Annotated in this window: 27 protein-coding genes; 12 read left to right on the plus strand and 15 right to left on the minus strand. The window is 61.0% G+C overall.

Annotated features, from left to right (window positions below; all coding sequences use genetic code 11):
• Positions 1–56: 56 nt before the first annotated feature.
• Positions 57–488 carry a c-type cytochrome gene (locus BCF46_RS16680; RefSeq protein WP_121026992.1) on the minus strand — a complete coding sequence of 144 codons (432 nt, stop codon included), beginning with the start codon at positions 486–488 and terminating at the stop codon, positions 57–59.
• 146 nt (positions 489–634) lie between these two features.
• On the opposite strand from BCF46_RS16680, the gene ispH reads away from it, so the two are divergent.
• From ispH to BCF46_RS16715, 7 genes are all read left to right on the plus strand, one after another.
• Positions 635–1585 (plus strand): 4-hydroxy-3-methylbut-2-enyl diphosphate reductase, encoded by a 951-nt coding sequence (gene ispH / locus BCF46_RS16685; protein ID WP_121026995.1) that lies wholly within the window; start codon positions 635–637, stop codon positions 1583–1585.
• A complete protein-coding gene (locus tag BCF46_RS16690) occupies positions 1582–2538 on the plus strand; it encodes a serine hydrolase domain-containing protein (protein WP_121026998.1) in 957 nt (318 codons plus the stop codon). The genes ispH and BCF46_RS16690 overlap by 4 nt, the downstream gene beginning before the upstream one ends.
• Before the next feature lie 73 nt (positions 2539–2611).
• A complete protein-coding gene (locus BCF46_RS16695) occupies positions 2612–3226 on the plus strand; it encodes a LysE family translocator (protein WP_121027001.1) in 615 nt (204 codons plus the stop codon).
• Positions 3223–3660, plus strand: a complete 438-nt coding sequence (locus BCF46_RS16700) for a DUF3429 domain-containing protein (protein WP_245990212.1) — start codon at positions 3223–3225, stop codon at positions 3658–3660. Before BCF46_RS16695 ends, BCF46_RS16700 begins: the two co-directional genes overlap by 4 nt.
• Positions 3657–4247, plus strand: a complete 591-nt coding sequence (locus BCF46_RS16705) for a class I SAM-dependent methyltransferase (protein WP_121027007.1) — start codon at positions 3657–3659, stop codon at positions 4245–4247. Before BCF46_RS16700 ends, BCF46_RS16705 begins: the two co-directional genes overlap by 4 nt.
• Complete coding sequence (gene rnhA, locus BCF46_RS16710) at positions 4240–4689, plus strand: ribonuclease HI (RefSeq protein ID WP_121027010.1); 450 nt, start codon at positions 4240–4242, stop codon at positions 4687–4689. Before BCF46_RS16705 ends, rnhA begins: the two co-directional genes overlap by 8 nt.
• The gene (locus tag BCF46_RS16715; RefSeq protein ID WP_121027013.1) at positions 4686–5306 is read left to right on the plus strand and encodes a trimeric intracellular cation channel family protein; all 621 of its coding nucleotides are present in this window, start codon (positions 4686–4688) and stop codon (positions 5304–5306) included. Before rnhA ends, BCF46_RS16715 begins: the two co-directional genes overlap by 4 nt.
• On the opposite strand, the gene fmt is transcribed toward BCF46_RS16715, so the two are convergent.
• From fmt to def (BCF46_RS16735), 4 genes are read right to left on the minus strand one after another with little or no spacing between them, the layout of a single operon-like run.
• Positions 5303–6211 carry a methionyl-tRNA formyltransferase gene (gene fmt, locus BCF46_RS16720; protein WP_121027015.1) on the minus strand — a complete coding sequence of 303 codons (909 nt, stop codon included), beginning with the start codon at positions 6209–6211 and terminating at the stop codon, positions 5303–5305. The two genes, BCF46_RS16715 and fmt, sit on opposite strands and share 4 nt — an antisense overlap.
• The gene (gene def, locus BCF46_RS16725) at positions 6208–6702 is read right to left on the minus strand and encodes a peptide deformylase (protein WP_121027018.1); all 495 of its coding nucleotides are present in this window, start codon (positions 6700–6702) and stop codon (positions 6208–6210) included. Before def (BCF46_RS16725) ends, fmt begins: the two co-directional genes overlap by 4 nt.
• Positions 6699–7154, minus strand: a complete 456-nt coding sequence (gene def, locus BCF46_RS16730; protein WP_121027021.1) for a peptide deformylase — start codon at positions 7152–7154, stop codon at positions 6699–6701. Before def (BCF46_RS16730) ends, def (BCF46_RS16725) begins: the two co-directional genes overlap by 4 nt.
• Complete coding sequence (gene def, locus BCF46_RS16735) at positions 7151–7672, minus strand: peptide deformylase (RefSeq protein WP_121027024.1); 522 nt, start codon at positions 7670–7672, stop codon at positions 7151–7153. The genes def (BCF46_RS16730) and def (BCF46_RS16735) overlap by 4 nt, the downstream gene beginning before the upstream one ends.
• Positions 7673–7825: 153 nt before the next feature.
• On the opposite strand from def (BCF46_RS16735), the gene BCF46_RS16740 reads away from it, so the two are divergent.
• Entirely contained in the window at positions 7826–8995 is a 1170-nt protein-coding gene (locus tag BCF46_RS16740; RefSeq protein WP_121027027.1) for a MalY/PatB family protein, read from the plus strand.
• Positions 8996–9000: 5 nt separating this feature from the next.
• On the opposite strand, the gene BCF46_RS16745 is transcribed toward BCF46_RS16740, so the two are convergent.
• Positions 9001–11508, minus strand: coding sequence for an ABC transporter permease (locus BCF46_RS16745; RefSeq protein ID WP_121027030.1), 2508 nt, complete (start codon positions 11506–11508; stop codon positions 9001–9003).
• Positions 11505–12200: an ABC transporter ATP-binding protein gene (locus BCF46_RS16750; protein ID WP_121027033.1), complete on the minus strand. Its 696-nt coding sequence runs from the start codon at positions 12198–12200 to the stop codon at positions 11505–11507. Before BCF46_RS16750 ends, BCF46_RS16745 begins: the two co-directional genes overlap by 4 nt.
• Positions 12201–12279: 79 nt before the next feature.
• Here BCF46_RS16750 and BCF46_RS16755 point away from each other — a divergent pair, with 79 nt between their 5' ends.
• Both BCF46_RS16755 and BCF46_RS16760 read left to right on the plus strand, forming a co-directional pair.
• Positions 12280–12882 carry an arylesterase gene (locus BCF46_RS16755; RefSeq protein ID WP_425454432.1) on the plus strand — a complete coding sequence of 201 codons (603 nt, stop codon included), beginning with the start codon at positions 12280–12282 and terminating at the stop codon, positions 12880–12882.
• A 147-nt stretch (positions 12883–13029) separates the two neighbouring features.
• Complete coding sequence (locus BCF46_RS16760; protein ID WP_121027038.1) at positions 13030–13986, plus strand: L-malyl-CoA/beta-methylmalyl-CoA lyase; 957 nt, start codon at positions 13030–13032, stop codon at positions 13984–13986.
• Between the two features lie 39 nt (positions 13987–14025).
• On the opposite strand, the gene BCF46_RS16765 is transcribed toward BCF46_RS16760, so the two are convergent.
• Positions 14026–14862: an AraC family transcriptional regulator gene (locus BCF46_RS16765; protein WP_121027041.1), complete on the minus strand. Its 837-nt coding sequence runs from the start codon at positions 14860–14862 to the stop codon at positions 14026–14028.
• 117 nt (positions 14863–14979) lie between these two features.
• On the opposite strand from BCF46_RS16765, the gene BCF46_RS16770 reads away from it, so the two are divergent.
• Positions 14980–15942: an acetyl-CoA carboxylase carboxyltransferase subunit alpha gene (locus BCF46_RS16770; protein ID WP_121027044.1), complete on the plus strand. Its 963-nt coding sequence runs from the start codon at positions 14980–14982 to the stop codon at positions 15940–15942.
• A gap of 6 nt (positions 15943–15948) precedes the next feature.
• Here the strand turns inward: BCF46_RS16770 and BCF46_RS16775 are convergent, their stop codons facing one another.
• Genes BCF46_RS16775 through BCF46_RS16790 form a run of 4 tightly spaced genes read right to left on the minus strand, consistent with a single transcriptional unit; the run spans position 15949 to position 18889 of the window.
• Positions 15949–16551: a pyridoxamine 5'-phosphate oxidase family protein gene (locus tag BCF46_RS16775; RefSeq protein WP_121027047.1), complete on the minus strand. Its 603-nt coding sequence runs from the start codon at positions 16549–16551 to the stop codon at positions 15949–15951.
• On the minus strand, positions 16552–17289 hold the full coding sequence (locus BCF46_RS16780) for a lysophospholipid acyltransferase family protein (RefSeq protein WP_121027050.1): 738 nt from the start codon (positions 17287–17289) through the stop codon (positions 16552–16554). It abuts the gene before it with no gap.
• A 2-nt stretch (positions 17290–17291) separates the two neighbouring features.
• The gene (locus tag BCF46_RS16785) at positions 17292–18209 is read right to left on the minus strand and encodes a cell division protein FtsX (RefSeq protein WP_425454434.1); all 918 of its coding nucleotides are present in this window, start codon (positions 18207–18209) and stop codon (positions 17292–17294) included.
• A gap of 2 nt (positions 18210–18211) precedes the next feature.
• Positions 18212–18889, minus strand: a complete 678-nt coding sequence (locus BCF46_RS16790; RefSeq protein WP_121027053.1) for a cell division ATP-binding protein FtsE — start codon at positions 18887–18889, stop codon at positions 18212–18214.
• Between the two features lie 159 nt (positions 18890–19048).
• On the opposite strand from BCF46_RS16790, the gene BCF46_RS16795 reads away from it, so the two are divergent.
• Positions 19049–19873 carry a zinc-ribbon domain-containing protein gene (locus BCF46_RS16795; protein WP_121027056.1) on the plus strand — a complete coding sequence of 275 codons (825 nt, stop codon included), beginning with the start codon at positions 19049–19051 and terminating at the stop codon, positions 19871–19873.
• Positions 19874–19875: 2 nt separating this feature from the next.
• On the opposite strand, the gene BCF46_RS16800 is transcribed toward BCF46_RS16795, so the two are convergent.
• Genes BCF46_RS16800 through BCF46_RS16810 form a run of 3 tightly spaced genes read right to left on the minus strand, consistent with a single transcriptional unit; the run spans position 19876 to position 24080 of the window.
• Positions 19876–22464 (minus strand): TIGR02302 family protein, encoded by a 2589-nt coding sequence (locus BCF46_RS16800; RefSeq protein WP_121027059.1) that lies wholly within the window; start codon positions 22462–22464, stop codon positions 19876–19878.
• A gap of 33 nt (positions 22465–22497) precedes the next feature.
• Positions 22498–23763, minus strand: coding sequence for a diaminopimelate decarboxylase (lysA, locus tag BCF46_RS16805; RefSeq protein WP_121027062.1), 1266 nt, complete (start codon positions 23761–23763; stop codon positions 22498–22500).
• Positions 23763–24080, minus strand: coding sequence for a DUF2834 domain-containing protein (locus BCF46_RS16810; RefSeq protein ID WP_121027065.1), 318 nt, complete (start codon positions 24078–24080; stop codon positions 23763–23765). The genes lysA and BCF46_RS16810 overlap by 1 nt, the downstream gene beginning before the upstream one ends.
• Between the last annotated feature and the right edge of the window lie 87 nt (positions 24081–24167).

Below are 24167 nucleotides of genomic sequence, written 5' to 3' on the forward strand. Positions count from 1 at the left end.
GATAGAATCTCCTTTTCAAGAGACCCTATGCGACGCGACGCGCTCTATGCCAGCCCCTAACGGGTCATCGCACTATGCCGCTCTTGGACGTCTGCAGGCCAAGTGCTTTTGATGAAAGCGAGAACCGCCTTGATCTGGGCATCAGTCAACTCATCCTGAAAACCACGCATGTCGCTTTTGTACGTGCCACCAACCAGCGCTTCCGTACCGAATTTCGTAATCACAAACAGCTGCTCCTCCGCGTGGTGCCAAGTGTGGCCGGAAACATCATGGGGTGGGGCGGGCAGTTTGCCGTCCGGCCCAGGCTGCCGCCAGTTGGGTTGTCCCTCCAGATCAGCCCCATGACACGAGGCGCAGGCGCCGTCATAGATGAGCTTGCCCTCGGCTACGGTCGCTGGGTCGTTATAGGCGTCAATCCGCTGCGCCTGCGCAGCAGGGATGCCCGCCGTCAAAGCCAGCACCACACCCACGAAAATTTGTCGTTTCATCTGATCTCAACTCCTCGATTGAGCCGCCCTTATCCGGCTTCCAGCAGGTGGAGGGTCAAGCGCCAAAAACACACATTTCCGCGAGCCACCACTGGACCCCGCTGGCCCAACCCCCTACTTCATGCCTTAAGCAGGAGCGACACATCATGACCAAGCCCCCCCTCACCCTCTATCTCGCCGCCCCGCGCGGGTTCTGCGCAGGCGTGGACCGCGCCATCAAGATCGTGGAGATGGCCTTGGAGAAATGGGGCGCGCCCGTCTACGTGCGCCACGAAATCGTGCATAACAAGTATGTGGTCGACGCCCTGCGCGACCAAGGTGCTGTGTTCGTCGAGGAGCTTGACGAATGCCCCGATGACCGCCCGGTGATCTTCTCGGCCCATGGTGTCCCCAAAGCCGTCCCCGCCGCCGCCGCCAAGCGAGAGATGATCTACGTTGACGCCACTTGCCCGCTGGTCTCCAAGGTCCATATCGAGGCGGAGCGTCATCACTCCAACGGCTTGCAAATGGTGATGATCGGCCATGCCGGCCACCCCGAAACCGTCGGCACCATGGGCCAGTTGCCCGAGGGCGAGGTCATTCTGGTCGAGACCCCCGAAGACGTCGCCACCATCACCCCGCGCAATCCTGAAAAGCTGGCCTTCATCACCCAGACCACCCTGTCCGTCGATGATACCGCCGATGTGGTCACGGCCCTGCAAACCCGCTTCCCCGCGATCATCGGACCGCACAAAGAAGACATCTGCTACGCCACCACCAACCGGCAAGAGGCGGTAAAAGCGATGGCCACCAAGACCAACGCGATGCTGGTCATCGGCGCGCCGAACTCCTCCAACTCCAGACGGCTGGTCGAGGTCGGAGCCAAGGCGGGTTGCACCTACGCGCAATTGGTGCAACGCGCCGCCGATATCGACTGGCGCGCGCTGGACGGTATCGACAGCATCGGCATCACCGCAGGCGCATCGGCCCCTGAAGTGCTGATCAACGAGGTCATCGACGCCTTCAAGGCGCGCTACGACGTGACCGAGGAAATCGTGGAGACCGCCGTCGAGAACGTCGAATTCAAAGTCCCTCGCGTGTTGAGAGAACCGACATGAGTCTGCGGGCGCTCCTGGTTGGCGCTTTACTTCTGACCATGCCGGTGGCCGCACAAGACGATCGCCAAGCCGCCATCGTGACCGCGTTCGAGGCATGGATGTCCGACCACGGCATCACCAAAGCCTCCATCGCGGTGCTCGCAGGCGACGCCCGCGCACCAACGCTGACGAAGGGCTATGGCCGCGATGCCGCCGCGCCTGTCACATTGGCGAGCCTGTCAAAAGCCATCACCGGGGCTTGCATCGCCGTGTTCCAGCAAGAAGGCGTCTTCGACCTCGACGCGCAGATTTCAACGCTGATTGACGCCCCTGAAGGCGCAGGCAGTTTGCACGATTTCCTGTCGCAGACCTCCGGCTTTGACGAAGACCTGACCCAAGGCAAGCCGTGGCATCTGGAAGCCGACCGCACGCCGCGCCATAAGCTCGCGACCAAACTAGCGCTGGACGCCCCCCGGGCAGACGCGTCCTTCCGCTACAACAACGCCAATTACGCCGTTTTGGGGGCCGTGATCGACGCCCATGCGCAACAGGACTACGAAGCCGATTGCCGGTCGCTGGTCCTCGATCCGCTGGGCATCGCCACCGCAGCACTCGACCCTGTCTGGGCCCCGCTGGGTGCGTGGGGCGGCTGGTCCATGTCGGTCGGCGATTACGCCCGTTTTGCGAAGGAATGGTTCGGCAGTCCCCGCAACATCGGGCGCGCGCCGCTTGACTGGCCCCATGCCGAGCTTGGGCGCGGTGCGAAGTATGTGATGGGGTCTTTCTATCGTAATCTAAAGGGGCGCAACGTCTTCTGGCACGCGGGATTGCTGTGCTGGGGCGACGAGGGTGACGGCTCCTATTTTGCCAGCTACGGCGGCGAAATGGTCGTGGTGGTCAGCTACGCGGCCTGCCTGGAGGACGGCGCTCTTGGCGATTTGGACACAGTCTTGTTCAAAGCCGCGCTGCGCTAGAAGGGGCCGCGCGGCGCGTGACATCTTCGCCTGCCATGATATCTCTGTATTACGCAACCGGAGCACCCTGCCCATGATCACCACCCAATTCCTGCTCACCGCCCTCGTCGTCGTCCTCGCCCCCGGCACCGGCGTCATCTACACGCTGGCCATGGGCCTCGGCCAAGGCCGCCGCGCCGCACTCTGGGCGGCGTTAGGCTGTACCTTCGGCATCGTTCCCCACCTCGCCGCCGCCACGCTGGGGCTGGCCGCAGTGCTGCACACCTCTGCTCTGCTGTTCCAGATCGTCAAATTCGCAGGCGTCGCCTATCTGCTCTATCTCGCGTGGCAGATGCTCAAATCCGGCGGAACGCTCTCCGTAAACAGTACGCAATCCGCGCAAAACGGCTGGCAAATTGCCCGCCGTGGCGCATTGATCAACATCCTGAACCCCAAGCTGTCGATCTTCTTTCTGGCCCTTCTGCCCCCCTTCCTGTCCGGCAACCCCGCCTCTGTCACGATTGAGATGACCCTGCTGGGCACGGTCTTCATGGCTCTCACCTTCGCGGTCTTCGTGCTTTATGGCCTCTTCGCCGCCCGCGCCCGCGATGCGATCCTCGGCTCCGAGCGGGTGCTAAAATGGCTCAACCGCTCCTTCGCCGCAATCTTCGCGGGTCTCGCCGGGAAGCTGGCCCTAGAGCGCGCGTGATCCCCCGCCCCGCCCTCACCCTTGGCCTTGCGGGGTTGCTACCGTTCCTGTGGGGCGCGCTCGGCGTGCTGGTCCCCGTCATCGACGACCAGACCACCTCGCTTCTCAGCCAGCGCTTCGGCGCGTCCTACATTCTGATCTCCTACGGCACGGTGATCTTGTGCTTCATGTCCGGAGTGCTCTGGGGCTTTGCCACCAAAACCAACGCCGCCGCAGCCTATGCGCTGAGCACCTTGCCCGCCCTATGGGCGTTCTTCACCATCGGCGGCGGTGGCGCGCGCCCGACCACCGCCGTGCTGATCGGCTTCCTTCTGGTCTTCGCCTGCGACGTGCAATTCGCGCGCTGGAACCTCACGCCCGCATGGTGGCTCAAACTCCGCGCCTTGCTGACGGTGATTGTCTGCGCCTGCCTTCTCATAGGAGTCTACGCATGAGCGACAAGGAAACTATCGACGTCTACAACGCCCGTGCAGCCACTTACGCGGATACGTTCGCGCGCACCAAGCCCGACGCCGACCTGCGGGCCTTCATGGAGGCGGTCACGCCCAACGGCGACATACTCGACCTCGGCTGCGGCCCGGGCAACTCCGCCGCGATGATGCAGGCGGCGGGCTTCACGGTAGAAGCCACCGACGCCTCCCCCGAGATGATCCGCATCGCCCGCGAGCAGCACGAGGTCGACGCCCGCCTCGCCACCTTCGACGACATCTCGGGGAGCGACCTCTATGACGGCATCTGGGCGAATTTCTCGCTGCTCCACGCGCCGAAAGCCGATATGCCCCGCCATCTGTCTGCCCTCCGCAAGGCGTTGAAACCCGGCGGGATATTCCATATCGGTCTCAAGATCGGGGACGACGCCAACCGCGACAAGATCGGGCGGCTCTACAGCTACTATCAGGAAGACGAATTGAAACACCTTCTCACAAACGCGGGCTTTACCCCGCGCACCACCCGCCTCGGCGCGGAGCCGGGGCTTGACGGCACCGTCGCCCCCTTCATCATCGTGCTGTCCGATGGCTGAGTTGTTCGCCTACACGGATGGCGCATGTTCCGGCAATCCTGGCCCCGGCGGCTGGGGCGCGATCCTCATCGCCCGCGAAGGTGGCACCGTGGTCAAAGAACGCGAACTCAAGGGCGGAGAGCCCAACACCACCAACAACCGCATGGAAATGCTGGCCGCGATCAACGTGCTGGAAACACTCAGCCGCGCGTCGAAGCTGACCATCGTGACCGACAGTTCCTACGTCAAAGACGGTATCACCAAATGGATTCACGGCTGGAAGGCCAAAGGCTGGAAAAAGAAGGGCGGCGAGATCAAGAATATCGACCTCTGGAAGCGCCTCGACGAAGCGCAAGCCCGACACACCGTCACATGGGAATGGGTCAAGGGCCACGCAGGCCACCCCGAGAACGAGCGCGCCGACGAGCTGGCCCGCGCGGGCATGGCCCCGTTCAAGCCATGACGTCGCTGGTCTATCTCGACTACGCGTCGGTCTTCGTCTTCGCCCTCACCGGCGCGCTGGTCGCCAGCCGCGCCCAGCTTGATATCGTGGGCTTCGTCTTCATCGCTTGCCTGACTGCCGTGGGCGGTGGCACGGTCCGCGACGTGCTGCTCGACCGCCCCGTGTTCTGGATGGAGGAGCCGACCTTCATCATAGTCGCCTCCGTTGCAGCCTTCATCGTGTTCTTCACCGCCCACCTGCTGGAATCCCGCTACCGCTCGATCTTGTGGATCGACGCGCTGGCGCTGGCCGTGGCCGTTCCCGCAGGGGTTGCGGCGGCGGTCGCAATGGATGCGACATGGCCCATCGTACTGATCATGGGCATCTCGACCGGCTGCTTCGGCGGCCTGATGCGCGACGTGGTCTGCAACGAGGTGCCGTTGGTCCTCAAACAAGGCGAGCTTTACGTCACCTGCGCCTTCGCAGGCGCGGGCGCTGCCGTGGGCTTGCTGGCCCTTGGCCAGCCCCTGCCCATAGCGCTCCTCGGCTGCGCCATCGTCACACTGGCCTTGCGCACCGGCTCCCTCGCCTTCGGCTGGAGCCTTCCCGTCTACAAAAGCCGACCGCCCCGCGTTTAGGAAAAGCGCTCCGGCGGCGTCCAACCTTGCGTCACAATCGCCGCGTCGGCGGCCTTCTTGCCCGCCCGTTGCAGCGTCAGGATCGAAACGGCCCCGTCGCCGGTGCCAACCAATAGCGCCCCGCCGGTCAGTTGCACCTCGCCCGCAGGAAGATCCTGCGCGACCGCAGCGGCCCGCAGGCATTTGACGCGCTCGCCCTCCGCCTCGGTCCACGCCCCCGGAAACGGCGACAGCCCATTAATCTGGCGCGCAATCTCGGCCGAGCTACACGTCCAGTCGATCCGCGCCTCTGCCTTGTCGATCTTGGCGGCGTAGGTCACGCCGTCCTCCGGCTGTGGCTCCGCCGCCAGCTCGTCCAGACGTGAAAGCGCGTCGACAATCATCCGCGCGCCTATGGCGCTCAGCCGGTCGTGCAATGCGCCCGTGGTCTCTGTAGCGCCGATGCCGGTCGCCTCACGCAGCAACACCGGCCCCGTGTCCAGCCCTGCCTCCATCTGCATGATGCAGATGCCCGTCTCAGCATCCCCCGCCATGATGGCGCGATGGATCGGCGCGGCCCCGCGCCAGCGCGGCAACAACGAGGCGTGGATATTCAGGCACCCCCGCTTCGGCGCGTCTAGCACGGCTTGCGGCAGGATCAGCCCGTAGGCCACGACCACCGCCACATCCGCGCCCAGCGCGGCGAACTCCTCTTGCTCGGCCGCGCCCTTCAGCGACACTGGATGGCGCACTACCAAGCCCAAGTCCTCGGCCCGCGCCTGCACAGGCGACGGTCGGTCCTTCTTGCCCCGTCCCGCAGGGCGCGGCGGTTGGGAATAGACGGCGACGATTTCGTGACCCGCCTCGACCACAGCCTCCAGAACCGGAACAGAAAACTCCGGCGTGCCCATAAAAACAATTTTCATCGCACCAGCTTCCTTGCCTTTTTCACCAGCATTCCCCGCTTGGTGCGGCTCAGGTGATCGAAGTACATCTTGCCCCGCAGGTGGTCGATCTGGTGCTGCACCGAGGTCGCCCAGAGCCCGACAAAATCGCGCTCCTCAACCTCACCCACCGCGTTCAAAAACCGAACCGTCACCGCGCGCGGCCGCTCGACCACGGCCGAAACACCCGGCAAATTCGGGGACGCCTCGTCATGCTCCCGCATCTGCCCGCTGGCATGCAGCACCTCCGGGTTCGCCATCAACACAGCCTGCCCCCGCGCTTCCGACGCATCCACGACGGCCAGCCGCTGCATCACGCCGATCTGCACTGCCGCCAGCCCCACGCCGGGCATCGCGTCCATGGTCTCGACCATATCGGCCCAGATTGCGCGGGTCTCGTCGGTGACCAACGCCACATCCGCCGCGACACTGCGCAAGCGCTTGTCGGGCCACATCACGAACGGGCGCTTCATGCTTTATCCTCGTAATCCACGATCAGAACCCCGTCGAGATGGTCAATTTCGTGCAGCACGCAGGCCGCCGCGAAACCTTTGAACCCGCCCCGCCGCTGCGCGCCTTGCGCGTCGGTCCATGTCACCTCGATACGCTCGGGCCGCTCCACCCACACAGGATGGTCCGCTATCGACAGGCAGCCCTCCTCGTTGCGCTGCGTCTCGGGCGATCGTGACAGAATTTCGGGGTTGATCATCACAACAGGGCTTCGCTCCCCCTCTTTCCAGGTGCAGTCCATCACGAACAGCCGGATCAGCCGCCCCACCTGAGGCGCGGCCAGCCCACGCCCGGATGCGGCATACATCGTCTCGAACATCTCGGCGATCAGCCCGCCAAGCTCCGCTACGTCGAAAACCGGCGCGCATAACTGTCTCAGCCTCGGGTCGGGATGCTGCACAATCGGCAGGATCATCCGGCGCGGGCCATTTCGCGCTTCAGCTTGACCATCTTGCGGGTAATCATCTGGCGTTTCAGCGGGCGCAGGTAGTCGATGAACAGCTTGCCCTCAAGGTGGTCGATCTCGTGCTGTACGCAGGTGGCCCACAGCCCGTCAAAGGTCTCTTCCTGCAACGCCCCGTCGCGGTCAATCCAGCGCACGGTCACGTCCGCAGGGCGGGTCACGTCGGCATATTGCTCGGGGATCGACAGGCAGCCCTCCTCGTAGGTGTTCTCTTCCTCCGACGAGGCGATAACCTCGGGGTTGAACATCACCAGCGGGCGGGGGCTTTCGCCCTCTTTCTTGATGCAGTCCAGCACGATCAGCCGGTCCATCACGCCGACCTGCGGCGCGGCCAGACCGATGCCCGGCGCGTCATACATGGTCTCCAGCATGTCGTCCGCCAGTTCCCGCAGCGCGTCCGAGACGTCGACGACAGGTTTGGCCACTTTTTTCAGGCGCGGGTCGGGGTGGATCAGGATCGGGCGTTTCATGCCGCTCAGATAACCGTTCCCGCCCTTCGGAACAAGAGCTTCGGGCCGAACTCCGCCCGACCAGAGCACACCATGATGGCATCTCTGATTTTGGCACTTGCAGCGCTTCGGGAATCCCGCGACCTTGCGCCCGATAACAAGGAGAACTGATCCATGAGTTTCGACACCCCGATCGACCGCCGCGGCACCCATTCCTCCAAATGGGACAAGATGGAGGCGATATACGGCGTCTCCCCCGATGACGGCCTTGCAATGTGGGTGGCGGACATGGACTTCCGCCCGCCGCAATGTGTGCAGGACGCGGTCAAGGCGATGTACGAACACGGTGTCTACGGCTACTACGGTGACGAAACCGCATATCGCGCGGCAATCCAGTGGTGGATGAAAAACCGCCACGGCTGGGCGCTGAACCCCGACCATATCTTCACCACCCACGGGCTGGTGAATGGCACGGCCATGTGCCTCGATGCGTTCACCAAACCCGGCGACGGTATCGTGCTGTTCACACCCGTCTACCACGCCTTCGCCCGCGTCATCAAAGCCGCAGGCCGCGACGTGGTGGAGTGTCAGCTGGTCAATTCGGACGGCCGCTACGAGATGGATTTCGACGCCTATGACGCGCAGATGACGGGCAAGGAGACCATGCTGATCCTGTGTTCGCCGCACAACCCCTGCGGGCGCGTCTGGACCAAAGCGGAACTGCAAGCCGTCGCCGCCTTCGCCAAACGCCACGACCTCATTCTGGTGTCCGACGAAATCCACCACGACCTCGTCTACCCCAGCCACACGCATATCCCGATGGCAACCTTGCCGGGCATCGAGGACCGGCTAGTGATGATGACAGCGGCGACCAAGACCTTCAACATCGCGGGCTCTCACGCTGGCAATGTCATCATCGCGGACCCGGACCTGCGGGCCCGCTTCGCAAGCCGCATGGCCGCGATGGGCATCAGTGCCAACAGCTTCGGCCTGTTTATGGCCACCGCCGCCTATTCCCCCGAAGGGGCCGCGTGGGTTGACGCGCTGGTCGACTATCTCGACACCAATCGCAAAATCTTCGACGCAGGGATCAACGCCATCCCCGGTCTTGCCTCCATGCAGATGGAATCAACCTATCTTGCTTGGGTCGATTTTTCCGGCACCGGCATGAGCCGCGCCGAGTTTACCAACCGCACGCAGGACACCGCCAAAATCGCCGCAAGCCACGGCCAGACCTTCGGCACGGGTGGCGAGGAGTTCATGCGCTTCAACATCGGCGCACCACGCGCGGTCATCGAAGATGCCGTCGCGCGCATGCAGACCGCGTTCGCGGACCTGCAATAAGCGCATCACTCGCGGGCGCGCAAAACCTGTGCTGGCCGCGTGGCAAGGGGGCGCCATGCAAACATCAGCCCGGTTGCCAACGTGGCCAGAATGCCGCCCGTGATGATCGCTACGGCAGAGCCGACAGCGATCTGGAAATCCGACTCCATGACGAAAACCATAACCCCCCATCCGGCCGCAATACCGGTCACCAGTGCGATCCCACCAGCCGTCAGGCCCAACAGCGCCGAACGTAGCGCGAAGTTGCCCAGCACCGCAGCGCGTGACGCGCCCAGCGTCTTCAGCACAGCGCCTTCATAAACCCGCGCCTTTTCTCCAGCGGCAGCCGTGCCGATCAACACGATGCCCCCCGTGACCAACGTCGCCAACGCGCCGTAGGTGATCGCCGCCGCGATGCCTTGCAGAACCTCGCTGACACGGTCGATTGCGTCACGCACGCGGATCGCGGTGATATTCGGATAGGTCTTCGCCATGTCGCGCAAAATCGCGCCTTCATCGGCTTCCTCGGCGTAGATCGTGGCGATATGCGTGTGCGGTGCACCCCGAAGCGCCGCCGCATTCATCGACAGCACGAACCCGAGCCCTCCGGTCGAGAAATTAACCTCGCGAAAGCTGGTAATCGTGGCGGTGATGTCGCGCCCCAGCACGTTGACGGTCAGGGTGTCACCCAGTTTCAAACCAAGCTCCTCCGCTTCCTCGGCGGCAAAGCTGATCTGTGGGTTGCCCTCGTACCCTTTGCCCCACCATGCGCCTGCCGTAATGTCGGTCCCTGCCGGCAACGCATCCGCATAGGTCACGCCGCGATCACCGCGCACGACCCAGTGGTCCGGTGCCACCTCCATCGCAGGCTTACCGTTGATCTTGGCAATCACGCCGCGCAACATCGGCGCGCTTTCGATCTTCGACACGCTTGGGCGCGCGGTCAAAGATGCCACAAGCGGCTCCAGCTGATCGGGCTGCACATCCACGATGAAATAGCTTGGCGCAATCTCGGGCAAGTCCCCGGCAATCGCATTGCGCAGGTTCCAGTCGATCTGTCCCACTGCCGCCAGCACCGACAGGCCCAGCCCCAATGAGACAACGACGGCCTGCGCCTCGCGCCCCGGCCCGCCAACCGCGCCCAACGCAAAGCGCAACGTCTTGAACCCGCGCAACCGCCGCGAAAGCCACCGCGCCAGCACCCGCACGCCCATCGCCGCCAACACCAGCAATACAAACGCCGCCATGATGCCACCCGCCGCCCACAGGGTCAGCATGACCAAACCGGAAAGCCACGCCGCAGAGCCTACCAGTGCAGCTAAGATTAACGCGCACACAACAATCCAGACCGGCCTCGGCCAGCCTTTGACACCGCTCTGCGCATCCCGAAACAACGCCGCCGCGCGGATATGCTCCGACTGGCCCAGCGGCCACAGCGTAAACAACGCCGCCGCCAACGCCCCGTATAGGGCCGCTTCCGCCAAGGGCCGCAGGCGCAGCGCCAGTTCCACCGGCACCGGCAAGCTCGCCTCAATCAACGGGCCGAACGCCAGCGGCAACAGCCCGCCCAGCACCAGTCCCATGGCAATGCCCAGCGCCGCGAGGAAACCCACCTGCAACAGATAGACCCGAAACACCAAGCCGCCCGACGCGCCCAGACTACGCAAGGTGGCGATCACTTCCGTTTTGCCCGCCAGATAGGCCCTGACCGCCGCCGATACGCCGACGCCGCCCACGGCCAATCCCGTCAGCCCCACCAGCACCAGAAACGCCGACAGCCGCTCCACAAACCGCGAAATCCCCGGCGCGCCGTTGCGCCGGTCCCGCCAGCGAAAGCCGGTGCCTTCCAACGCCGCTTCGGCCTGCGCTTTGGCGGCCTCCAGATCCAACGCCTCAGTCGTCCTGATCCGGTATTCCGTCTCGAATAAAGTCCCTGGCGTCAAAAGCCCCGCGTCCTGCAAGGCCGCACTTTCCACCAGTGTCGGCGGCCCCAGCGAGAAACCCGCCCCCGCGCTGTCCGGCATGCGCTCCAACGCGGCCATGACGATGAACTCTTTGACCCCCAGCTTCACGCGGTCGCCCACGTCCAAGCCCAGTCGCGCCAGCAGGACCGGATCAACCACCGCCCCCGCGAACCCGTCGCGCCCTGCCAAAGCCTCTGCCAAAGGTATGTCCGGTGTCAGTTGAACCGCGCCATAAAGCGGATACATGTCGTCAACGCCTTTGACTTGCGTCAGGGCGCGTTCGTCCCCTGTCGCCAGCATGGAGCGGAAATCGACAAGCTCCGACACATCCCCCAAGCTCTCGAAAAACGCGCGCTCTTCAGGTTCGGCAAACCGGTAGGTCAGTTGCACTTCCGCGTCGCCGCCAAGGATCACCGCGCCCTGTTCCGTTAGCCCCGCCTCGATCGCGCCGCGCACCGTGCCGATCGCGGCAATTGCGGCCACGCCCAACGCCAGACAGGCCAGAAACACCCAGAACCCCCGCAAGCCGCCGCGCAGCTCGCGGCGCGCAATCCGCCACGCAAGATTCATTGCGCGGCCATCGCAAGGCTGTCGCTGATGATCTGCCCGTCGCGCAGCTGCACCACGCGGTCACACCGCGCCGCCAGTTCCGGCGCATGGGTCACGAGGATCAAGGTCGCGCCATGGCGGTCGCGCAGGTCGAACAGCAAATCCATCACCATTTCGCCCGTCGCCGCGTCCAGATTGCCCGTAGGCTCGTCCGCCAGCAAAATCTGCGGCCGTCCGACAACCGCCCGCGCCAGCGCAACACGCTGCTGTTCCCCGCCCGACATCTGCGACGGATAATGCCCGCCGCGTGACGCCAGCCCGACAGCGGCCAGTTCCGCATCCGCCCGCGCAAACGCATCCTCGGCCCCTGCCAATTCCAAAGGCAGCGCTACGTTCTCCAAAGCGGTCATTGTCGGAATCAGGTGGAAGGATTGGAAAACCACCCCCATATGGTCCCTACGGAAGCGGGCCAGCCCATCCTCGCCCATCGGCGTGAGGTCTTGGCCCAAAACTGATACAAGCCCCGATGTGGCGCGCTCCAGCCCGCCCATCACCATCAGGAGAGACGATTTGCCAGAGCCCGACGCCCCCGTAAGCCCCAAGGTTTCCCCTGCGCTCACCTCCATAGAAATGCCCTTCAGGATCTCGACCACGCCGGCATTGCCGTCCAGTGACAGGGTCAAATCTTTCAGGCGCATCACGGGATCGGTCATCACTTGGTCCTTGGGCTTGGGGCGTGGACTTGTAGATAGACCCTTCCGCACACTTCGCAACCTTGCACTTGCATCCGTCTTGGCAAGCCCCGCAATGGCAGAGCCGGTGACGATCGCCGCGCTTGGCGACAGTCTGACCCAAGGCTACGGCCTGCCCGCCGAAGACGGCTTCGTGCCGCAGCTTCAGGCGTGGCTCACCGCGCAAGGCGCGGACGTCACCTTGGTCAATGCAGGCGTCTCCGGCGATACCACCGCGGGCGGCCTGTCACGCATCGACTGGACCCTGACGCCAGAGGTCGACGCCGTGATCGTCGCCTTGGGCGGCAACGACGTGCTGCGCGGGCTACCCCCCGAACAGGCGAAATCCAACCTTGATGCCATCCTAACCAAGATCGAGGAGCGCGGCCTACCGTTCCTGCTGGCAGGAATTGACGCCCCGTCCAACTACGGCCCCGATTACGAGAGGGAGTTCGAGGCGCTCTACCCCGATCTCGCCGCCAAACACGACGCGCTTCTGATCCCGAATTTCCTCGAGGGTCTGACCCGTATCGACGACCGCGCCATGGTCATGCGCGACCACATGCAAAGCGACGGCATCCACCCCGACGCCTCCGGCGTTGCGCTGATCGTCGAGGCCATCGGCCCGGTCGTTCTGGACCTTATCGCCCGCGCCAAGCACTGATTTCGTACAAACTGGCAGAAACGATGTACGCGGCGTACGTGGTGTACAAAACCCCGTTCGCCGCAGCGCAGCGCTTGCAGAGCATCGCGCAATATCCTATCCCTGACCGCAGCAAACACGAAACATCCTTACGCGAAAGAAATGCCCATGAGCTTCCGCCTGCAACCCGCCACCCCTGCCCGTCCAAACCGTTGCCAGCTCTTCGGCCCCGGCTCCCGCCCCGCGCTTTTCGAGAAGATGGCCGCCTCCGCCGCCGACGTCATCAACCTTGATCTCGAAGATTCCGTCGCGCCATCCGACAAAGACACCGCCCGCGAGAACGTCATCAAGGCGACACATGAGGTCGATTGGGGCAACAAGTATTTGTCGGTGCGCATCAACGGGTTGGACACCCCCTACTGGTATCGTGATGTCGTTGATTTGCTTGAGAAATCATCCGATCGCCTTGACCAGATCATGATCCCGAAAGTCGGCTGCGCCGCCGATATCTACGCCGTCGACGCCCTTGTGACCTCCATCGAGGCCGCAAAAGGCCGCACCAAAAAGATCAGCTTCGAGGTCATCATCGAAAGCGCCGCAGGCATCGCCCATGCCGAAGAAATCGCCGCATCCTCGCCCCGTCTGCAAGCCATGTCGCTGGGCGCCGCCGACTTCGCAGCCTCAATGGGGATGCAGACCACCGGTATCGGTGGCACGCAGGAAAACTACTACATGCTGCAAGGCGGCAACCAGCACTGGTCCGATCCATGGCACTGGGCGCAGGCCAAAATCGTAGCAGCCGCAAGAACTTACGGCGTCCTGCCAGTTGACGGCCCCTTCGGTGACTTCTCCGACGACGAGGGCTTCCGCGCCCAAGCCCGTCGCTCGGCCGTGTTAGGCATGGCTGGCAAATGGGCCATTCACCCGAAGCAAATTGCCCTTGCAAACGAGGTGTTTACCCCCTCCGAAGAACAAGTCACCGAGGCCCGCGAAATTCTTGAAGCCATGGAAACCGCCAAAGCCAACGGCGAGGGCGCGACCGTCTACAAGGGCCGCTTGGTCGACATCGCCTCGATCAAACAAGCCGAGGTCATCGTCAAGCAATTCGAGATGATAAACAGCTAAAAATTGCGCTGCCCCAATACCTTGGGGCAGCGCACCGCCCTATTTCAGCGGCAAATAGAGTTCCGTCACCAAATCTTCCGGTGCCGTATCCGTCGGGTCGTTCAGGTAAACCTCCATCGCAGGCGCGTCCCCCGGCTCCTCCCCGCTTTCAGGCAGCCAGACCCCATACAGGTAGTCATACGCCGCCTTCAGCCCCGCATACGGGCCGGTATGGGTCAACACGGCAACCTTGCCTGCGGGTATTTGCAAGTCTTCCATGCCGTCGGGCATCTCGAAGTCATCGCTGACCAGTATTCCCGCATGGCTGCGCAGTTTGGATTCAGCCACTGCATTCGGGTCGTCGTAATAGACCCCCGCCATCCCCCGCGCCGAGGGCCACAGCCCGCGCGACGTGAACATCGCGGAGATGGCTTCGAACTTCTTGCCGATCTCCAGATAGGGGCCAGTATGAGCCAAAGCCGCCATTCGTCCGCCGGATCGTTCTTTAATTTCAACAGGGTACATGGAAAATTCTCCTCTGTGGGTTTCGGGGCTTGGAGACGCCAGAGCCCCGCGTTTGCGAAACGCCGCCGGAGTCACACCAAATGCCTCGCGGAAAATGCGGGTGAAGCTGGCGATGTTGTCATAGCCGCACCGCGCCGCAACTTCCCCGATCGACCAGTCCCTTTGCACCAGCCAGCACGCCGCCCGATGCATCCGGATACGCCGCACTGCGGCGGCGCAGGTCTCTCCGGTCATCCCGTGAAACACCCGATGCCAGTGAAACCGGCTCATCGCCGCCACATCCGCCAGCGCGTCCAACGACAGATCAGCCGCAGGGTTGTCGTGGATGTAGTCTTTCACACGCAACAGCCGTGCCTCATAGGGATTGGTCATTGATTACTCCGTCTCGTCTCGCCTTTGGTTCTAGCCTAGCCCCATTTCACAAATCTTGCTGAGTTGCATCTGCCGTGAAGCATGGTCATATATCCCCCACGCAATCTGGAGTTCCCAATGACCAATTACCTTGAGTTCGAAAAGCCTCTGGCCGAGATCGAAGGCAAAGCCGAAGAACTGCGCGCCATGGCGCGTCAGAACGAGGAAATGGACATCGAGAAGGAAGCGGCGGCGCTCGACAAGAAAGCCGCTGTCCTGCTGAAAGATCTTTATAAGGACTTGACGCCATGGCGCAAATGTCTGGTCGCTCGTCATCCTAACCGACCGCACTGTAAAGATTATATCGAGGCGCTGTTCGATGAATACACTCCGCTGGCAGGTGATCGAAATTTCGCGGATGATCATGCTGTGATGGGTGGTTTGGCGCGACTTGGTGATCGCGCGATCATGGTGATCGGCCATGAAAAAGGGAACAATACAAAAAGCCGCATCGAGCGTAACTTCGGCATGGCCCGCCCCGAAGGCTATCGCAAAGCGATCCGTCTTATGGATCTCGCGCACCGTTTTGGCCTGCCGGTGGTTACGCTTGTGGACACTCCAGGCGCCTATCCCGGTAAAGGCGCGGAAGAACGCGGCCAATCGGAAGCCATCGCTCGCTCGACGCAGAAGTGCCTTGAGATTGGTGTGCCTTTGGTATCGGTGATCATTGGTGAAGGCGGCTCCGGCGGTGCGGTGGCATTTGCAACAGCCAACCGTGTGGCGATGCTGGAACACTCCATCTATTCCGTTATCAGTCCCGAAGGCTGCGCCTCAATTCTGTGGAAAGACGCCGAGAAAATGCGCGAGGCCGCCGAAGCGTTGCGCCTGACCGCACAGGATTTGAAGAACCTCGGCGTCTGCGACCGAATTATTCCCGAACCTGTTGGGGGCGCACAGCGCGATGCCAAGACCGCTATTGCCTCGGTTGGTGAAGCCTTGGGTGAAATGATCGACGATTTGTCCAAAATGGATAGCGCTGCGTTGATCAAGGATCGCAGAGCCAAGTATCTGGATTTGGGCTCTAAAGGTCTGGCAGCCTAACGCGCCTTACCACATGGTATCTTTGGCGCGCGCGCCCCATTCCGCGTCATAGGTTTTTCCATCGAACCCTGCTTTTAATTCGGCGAGCATGTCACCCACAGACGGCAAAACAACGTCTGCGCGCTGTCCTCGCCATAACTCCGAACGCATAAGAGCACGGGCGCATTGCGAATAGACTTCGATTATCTTGATGACGACAACACAACGCGGTGTTCGCCCCTTATCACTAAAACGGCCTCGCAAGCCCTCGTCGAACGTCACTTTGGCCTCGCCGTTCACGCGGACGACATTGTTCGAACCGGGGACCATGAACATTAGTGCGATACGCGGATCGCGCACGATATTGCGCAGGCTATCCATGCGGTTATTGCCCCGCCAGTCCGGCAATGCGAGCGTGGTTTCATCCAATTCCAACACCACTGGGCCATCATCCCCGCGTGGAGAGCCATCAACCCCTTCGGGGCCTACAGTGGTAACCACACAGAAGCGCGATGCCATAATCCATTTTCTGTAAGTCGGCGTCAGGCGGTCCGCAACTTTGACAAGTGAAGCCTCACCGGGCGTGCCATATGCTGCTTCCAATTCAGAGACGTCAGACACAAAATCCATTCACTCCTCCTTGGGTTGAAACCCTGCTTCGACCAACAACCGATCCGAGGCGGACTCCACTTCGGACTCCAGTTTTGCGAGGAATTCTTCCTTGGGTAGTCCCGGCGGGATCGGTTCAAGAAACTCGACGACCGCCACACCGGGCTTGCGGTAGACACCGCGGCGCGGCCAGAACACGCCCGCATTGGTTGCCACCGGATAGCAGGTCTGGCCCATTTGTTCGTAAAGGACTGCTGTACCAATCTTGTACGGTTTTTTAACTCCCGGTGCGAGGCGGGTCCCTTGGGAGTAGATCACCAGTTGACCAGGCAATTTGTCACCTTTGTCCACATCCGCAAGCATCTTGGCGATTGCCGCCCCCCGTTTGCCGCGGTTCACCGGAATACAACCTATGCGGTATGCGTACTGGCCTAGAATAGGCGCGTAGAGCAGTATCGCTTTCATTATAAACTTGCCATGCGGGATGGCATCGAAAATCATCAAAATATCCAGAAACGACTGGTGCTTCGCGGCGACGAGAGCTTCTTCAGTCGGGGGCGTGCCGCGCACCTCGCTTTTTAATCCGATCATCCAACTTGCGGACCAGATGACATAGCGCGCGTAAGCGTGACAGGCTGCAAGTGCGCCATAGGGGCTAAAGATCGCCCATGGCAGGTAAATGAGCGCAAGCACCGGCATAGACACATACATCGACAGGTTGAACACCAGCGAACGGACCCATTGCACTGCATATTTCATGATCACGTCACCTCGTTCAATGTGCGCAGGGCGGCACTGCGCGTCGCCCAGAACGCCACCAAAGCGGCCAACGGTGGAATGGTCAACGGCCAAAGCCATTGCCACCCCTGGAAACCAAGGCCTGTAAGGAACGCACCTTCATCGGCAGCACCGGGCAGCAGAGCGACTGCGATGCACCCCGCAATCGTGCCAATAGTCGCCCCTGCCAGCGCGCGAAGAGTGAACCGACGCACGAAAGCGCGGGCAATATAGACGTCCCGCGCGCCTACAAGACGCGTAACCCGCACGACCTGAGCATTTGCAGCCAACGCGGCACGGGCCGCGAGGGTGATCATGGCTGCGGTCGACAACCCAATTAATGCAATTGCTATCCAGCCCAGCCCACGCAACCTTTTGGCCGCGTTCACAAGTGGGCGACGCCAGCGGGTGTGATCATCCAGAAACGCACCCGGGGCTTCGCCAGCCAAGCGCAACCGCAATCCGGCGGCATCGTAGCCGGTCTCATCCTCAACGACCTCAATGAGCCTTGGAATTGGCAAATCTTCCAGTGGCAGATCGGGGCCGAACCACGGCTCCAGAAGAAGCATCTGCTCCTCCTCGGACATGATACGCGATCGCACAACACCCGGCGTCGTACGTAGCACTTCCTGCGCGGCGAGGGTTTGCGCTTCGATCTCCTCAATGGGGGCCGAAATTCTAACCGTAGAGGTTTGCGCCAACTCGCTTGCCCAGCGCTCGGCCAATCTTCCGGTGGCGAGCGACAGTGACAGCGCAAAAACAGCCAAAAAAGCCATCGCACCCGCTGTAAAGGTCGTCAGAGTCGCGGTGAACCCCGTTGGCGGTACGACACGATCTGCCGCGCGGTCTCCGCCCACAATTTCGGCAATTGCCTCAAACGAGGCACCCATTTTGTCCAACATGCTCACAGATCAGCCCCTGCCAATTGCAGTCGTCGGTCTTTGATCCGCAGCACGCGGGCAGACACTTGCGCCTTGGTGTTTCGGATAAGGTTGAGATCGTGGGTCGCGACAAGAACCGATTTGCCCATCTTGTTCAGCTCGATCAGCAACGACATCAGACGTTGTGACATTTCCCAGTCCACATTCCCGGTCGGCTCATCCGCCAAAATAACATCAGGCCCCATGATGACAGCCCGTGCCAAAGCCGCGCGCTGCCTCTCGCCGCCGGACAGCTCAGGTGGCAATTGGTTCTGCTGGTCGGTCAATCCGACCCAGCCGATCAAGTCCTCGAGATTTTGTCGTTCAGCTTCTACGTCTCGACCAGAGACCGTCAAAGGCAGTGCAATGTTTTCTGCAACCGAGAGATGATCAAGGAACTGGCATTCTTGATGCACAACCCCAATCCTGCGCCGCGAAAAGGCAATTTGATCACGGTCCAGCACTGCAACATCCTGTCCAAAAACCTGCACTAACCCCTTGGATGCGGCCAATTCCATATAGCACAGCTTTAGGAATGTGGATTTCCCTGCGCCTGATGGCCCGGTCAGAAAATGGAACGATCCAGCTTGCAGTCTAAGGGAAATATCGGTCAGCAAATCACCGCCGCCATAGCTGTAGGCTACGTTTTCCAATTCAATCACGGGGAGTGCTCCAATTTTGATTGCGCAACAATTACGCCATAGGCGGCAACAGTTGCAATCAATTGGAAACAACAAAGCTTGGAATACACATTTCCACAGGCTAAGACTTGATGAGATGTGAGGCGCGCCAAGGCTTTAGCGCGCAAAAGCGGGGTTATCATGCGGCTGGTTTGCCCAAATTGCGATGCAGAATATGAAGTTGACGACGGCCTAGTTCCGCCCGAGGGGCGTGACGTACAATGCTCTAACTGCACGACAACGTGGTTTCAGGCGGCATCTGAAGCTGTAACTGCTGATATTCCGCCGACGGAACCGGAAGCTGAGGAAAACGATCCTGATCTGGCAGCAATAGCTGCAATGACAGCAGCTGCAGCTATGCCACCTCGCAAGCCGAGCGTCGACCAAGCAGCCCTTGATATCATCCATGAGGAAGTCGAGCGTGAAACGACAGCGCGCAAGGCAGAATTAGGCAGTATCGAAACACAGCCTGATCTAGGTCTTGATGAAACGGAATCCGAGGAACGCGCCTCCGCCGCCCGTGACCGAATGGCGCGACGCCGCGGCCTTGACCCACAAGACGCGACGATTGACGACGATGACCAAGCGCTTGCCGCCGCACCAAAACGCGACGACCTTGCAGCGAAAAAAGAGCTATTTCCGGATATCGAGGAAATCAACTCTACACTATCACCGGAAGCCGCCGAAGCTGAGGCCGAAGCCGCGCGATTGGCCGCAGAGGGTGGTGATGTAGGCCAAATCCAAAAACGAAGCGGTTTCCGGCTGGGTTTTGGTCTGATGTTGCTGCTAATCGTTGGATTGTTGGTGGTATACGTCTATGCGCCGCAACTTGCACAGCGCATGCCGTCAATGGCCAGCACTGTGGAAAGTTACGTGGCGTTAGTAGATAGCATGCGGGTCTGGTTGGATACCGCTGCACAAGGATTGGTTGAGAAGATCGGTGTAACCTTGGGCGACACTTCCTAACCCTAGAATTGATCCAACAACCTCTTCAGGTAGTCACGCTCGATCTCTGGACGGTCTTGCTCGCCGGAACGACGCCGGATTTCGTCCAATAACTCGCGTGATCTGCGTTGCGCGTTTTCGCCCTGAAGCATGTTATCTTCCGACCCGATCATACCGTCAGACCCTTGCTCGCGCCCCAGCGGGTCGCGGTTTTGGCGGGAGGCTTGGCCTTGATTTTGCCCTTCTTGACCTTGGCCCTCGCGTTGCTCTTGCGCAATCGCTTCGCTCAGATTGCGCATCCCGTCACGTAACGCCTCCATGGCATCGGACTGCGCACCAAGGGCCTCCGCAGTTTGATCATCGCGCAATGCCTCTTCGGCGCGGTTCATTGCTTCACCAGCGCGATCAAGCGCCTCACGAGCCGCGTCACCTTCAGGTGTGCCCTGTCCGGGTAAGTTGCGTTGTTGGCGGTTCAACTCGTCGCGCAAAGCTTGCTGTCGATCCGCAAGCGAGCGCTCGTTTCCGCCGCCTTGCTGCCCTTCGGACTGTTGGTTCCCTTCGCCTTGCTGGCCCTCTTGTTCGCCTTGTTGACCACCCTGCCCGTCGTGACTTTGACCGCGGCCTTGCCCGCCATTGCGACCTTCATTGCCTTCATTCTCGCCGGCTTGCGCATCTGGGTTAAATTGCTCTTGAAGGTCGCGGAATGCCTCGTCACTGAGGCCCTGTTGTTCGCGCAAGGTATCCTGCAAACCTTCCATAGCCTGCTCGCCGGGGCTCTGCTGACCTTCGCCACCTTGGCCTTCAGCAACTTGCATGTTTTTCATCATTTCCATCAACTGATCGAGCAAGGCCTGTGCTTCGGCCATTTTGCCCTCTTCCATTAGACGCTGGATTTCATCGAGCATCTGTTGGAGTTGGTCATCAGTAATTTCTTGCGACTCGCCTTGTGCCTGTTGTTCTTGATCACCCTCTTGTCCTTCTTGCGCCAACTGCTCCATGTATTGTTGCATGGCCTCGCTCAGCTCTTGCATTAGCTCAGCGATTTCCTCGTCGGACGCCCCGTCTTTCATCGCATCGGACAACCGTTCCTGTGCGCGCTGCAGACGCTCCAATGCGTCGGCAAGCCGCCCGTCTTCTAGCAGTGTTGCGGCCTGCCAAAGCATGTCTGCAATCTCGGTCTGCTTCTCGTCGGTGATGCCGAACTCTCTCGCCAGTTCCAGTCGCGTAACTGCCATACGAACGGTCAGATAGGCCACTTCACTTGGGAAAAACCCCTCTGGAGCATACGTAATCGTGCGCAACACTTGGCTGATACGCACAGCGTTTTCACGCGACCAAAGCAGATCGCGGCGCTGCTCGATCAATGCCTTCGCGATGGGTTGGAAAAAGCGTCGACCGGGAAGTTCCGCCTCAACGGATGTCGGTGCGCTGGTTTGCTCCGAGGCATCCAAGACTGAAAGATCAATAGAAACGGGCAAGCCCGCCCAAGGATGCTCGGACAAGTTCTCGATCAGTGTCTCGCTAAAATCCTCCCTACCGCCAGAATACGGCATCGGCAAATCAAGAACGATGTCCTCTTGCGGCTCGGGCTCAACTACCAAACCGTAGCGACGGTCAACTGATGCCAAATCTAGCGAGATCGTCGCGGTTCCACGTTCAACGCCATAGTCATCTGATGCAGAAAAAGGCAGTTCCATCTCGCCGTTAATCTGCCGCGAGACCTCTGCCCCTGCCTCCACAACCGGTGGCGCATCAGATTGAGCGGTGATTATCCATTCAGCGGTGTCTTCGCCCTCGATACGAATAATGCCGTCGTTTTTGACAATTCTGCTAAAAGCGGTCTTGGGTTCGGCACTTTCCGCCTCAATCACGCCGGATACAGTCTCTGATAACGTCAGCCTGCCAACTTGCCCGTAAAGTCGCACCGTTAGGTCGCTGCCCTTTGGCACGGTCAATTCGGTAACTTTAACTTCGTTCAGATAAAGGCTTGGCTTGCCGGTATACGCCGGCGGTTCGATCCAAATTTCCCAAGCGGGGCCGCCTGCAACAGCCTGCCCCAAACCGCCCGATGTCAGATCATCCAGCGAAGCAGATCGCCAAAGGCTGCCAAAACCAAGCGTCATCACCAACAACAACAATGCCACATATCGTAACGCATATGGATCTTGTGCAGAGACACGCAAATCGGGCGAAACCGCTTCTGCGTCAGCTAAACGCGCCTGCATCCGGGCTTTGTGGACTTGCCAGATCGCAAGAGATGCAGCATCGCCGCTGCCCAATGCCTGCGTATCCAAAGCTGCGGTGACAGGCCGTCCTGCCATCGTGCGGTCAATCCGGTTGAGAGCATCAGAGCGCGTCGGCACGCGGAACTTTCGCCACGCATAGACCAATGATGCGATTACCCCGGCACCCGCTGCCAACGCCGCTGTCCACAACACCTCAGCGGGCGGATTGCCGCCGCCGACGAAAGCCAACAACACCGCGCTAAGGAAAACTACTGTCCAGAATGGCCAGAAAGCGTGAGTAATCCGCTCGGCCCAGAGGCCTACAAGCGTGAGCCGCGTAGGCCACGTCAGTGCGGAAAGGTCTAGCTCGGTGTCAGGCTTGCTCATCAAGTCGTCCCGTTGGGCCGACGCACCATAGCGTCAAAGCCACGAAGGAATGGTATCTCGATTTATCATCTCGTCAAAGGTCGGACGTTCACGAATGACGGCGAATTGATCTTCATGGACCAAAACCTCTGGGATAAGCGGCCTTGAGTTGTACTCTGACGCCATAACCGCGCCGTATGCGCCGGCTGAGCGGAAAGCCACCAATTCGCCCGCGACGACCGGAGGCATCACGCGTTGTTTGGCAAATGTGTCCCCACTTTCGCACACGGGGCCGACAATGTCGTACTTCACTTGCTCGACGCCTGCGGCGGGCTCGACCACTGGAATGATGTCGTGATGTGCGCCGTACATTGCGGGGCGGATCAGATCGTTCATTGCGGCGTCGATAATCATGAAGCTGCGATCTTCGCCTTCCTTGATGTAGATGACTTCGGACACCAACAGCCCCGCGTTTCCCGCGATCAGCCGACCCGGTTCAATCTCTATCTCACAACCCAGATGGCCAACCTTGTCCCGCACCAACTGCCCGAATTCTTGCGGCAAGGGCGGCGCGTCGTTGGAGCGCTCGTAGGGGATGCCAAGACCGCCACCTAGATCAAGGCGGCGGATGTCATGACCTTCGGCGCGCAGCATCTGGGTCAGTTCAGCGACCTTCTCGAAGGCCTGACCGAACGGCTCCAGCTGCGTCAACTGGCTGCCGATATGCACGTCGATGCCAATCACGTCCAAGCCCGGCAAGGCGGCGGCCTCGGCGTAGACTTCTTTGGCGCGCGAGATCGGGATACCGAACTTGTTCTCGGACTTGCCGGTCGCGATCTTCTCGTGGGTTTTTGCATCGACGTCGGGATTGACCCGAATGGTGATCGGCGCGGTGACGCTCATCGACGACGCGACCTCCGAAAGGACAAGCATCTCAGGCTCACTTTCGATGTTGAACTGGCGAATGCCCCCCTCCAGCGCGAGACGCATTTCGGCACGGGTTTTCCCCACACCGGAGAACACGATCCGCTCGCCGGGAACACCAGCCGCTTTGGCGCGCATGTATTCGCCGCCCGAGACCACATCCATGCCCGCGCCCAGATCACCGAGCAACTTCAGCACGGCCTGATTGGAATTCGCCTTCATCGCATAGCAAACCAGATGGTCAGCCCAATCCAGCGCATCGTCGAACAGGCGGTAATGACGCTCCAGCGTGGCGCTGGAATAGACATAGAAGGGCGCGCCGACTTGTGCGGCAATGTCGGCAATGGCAACGTCTTCGGCATGCAGCACGCCATCACGGTAGAGAAAATGGTCCATCAGTCGAGAGGCCTTGTGCGTAGGAACAGATACAGCGGCAAGCCGCAGGATACACCGATACAGAAAGTTGCCGGGATCGCAACCAGCGCGACCCAGTTGCGGCGCACCGAGACCTCCGCGATGATCCAGACGGTCAGCGCGATTGCGGCAATGGTCAGGTCCCAGACCAAGCCCGAGGACGCGGCGTTCGTGTGCCATGCCTCAACCATCAAGGCCAGCGAGAACCCATGCTCGCCAAACCATTGCATGAAGTAATACATCGGGTGGATTGCCCCCCAGATCGCAAGGGCGAGATAGATCATACGCAACACAGACATAGCGAGCGCTCCTGTACCAGTTGGCTGGGCATGTAGCCCATTGGCCCCGCGCCGGAAAGGCCTGAGGCCCCGCGATAACCCAGCATT

Source organism: Litoreibacter meonggei (assembly GCF_003663885.1).
GTDB lineage: Bacteria > Pseudomonadota > Alphaproteobacteria > Rhodobacterales > Rhodobacteraceae > Litoreibacter > Litoreibacter meonggei.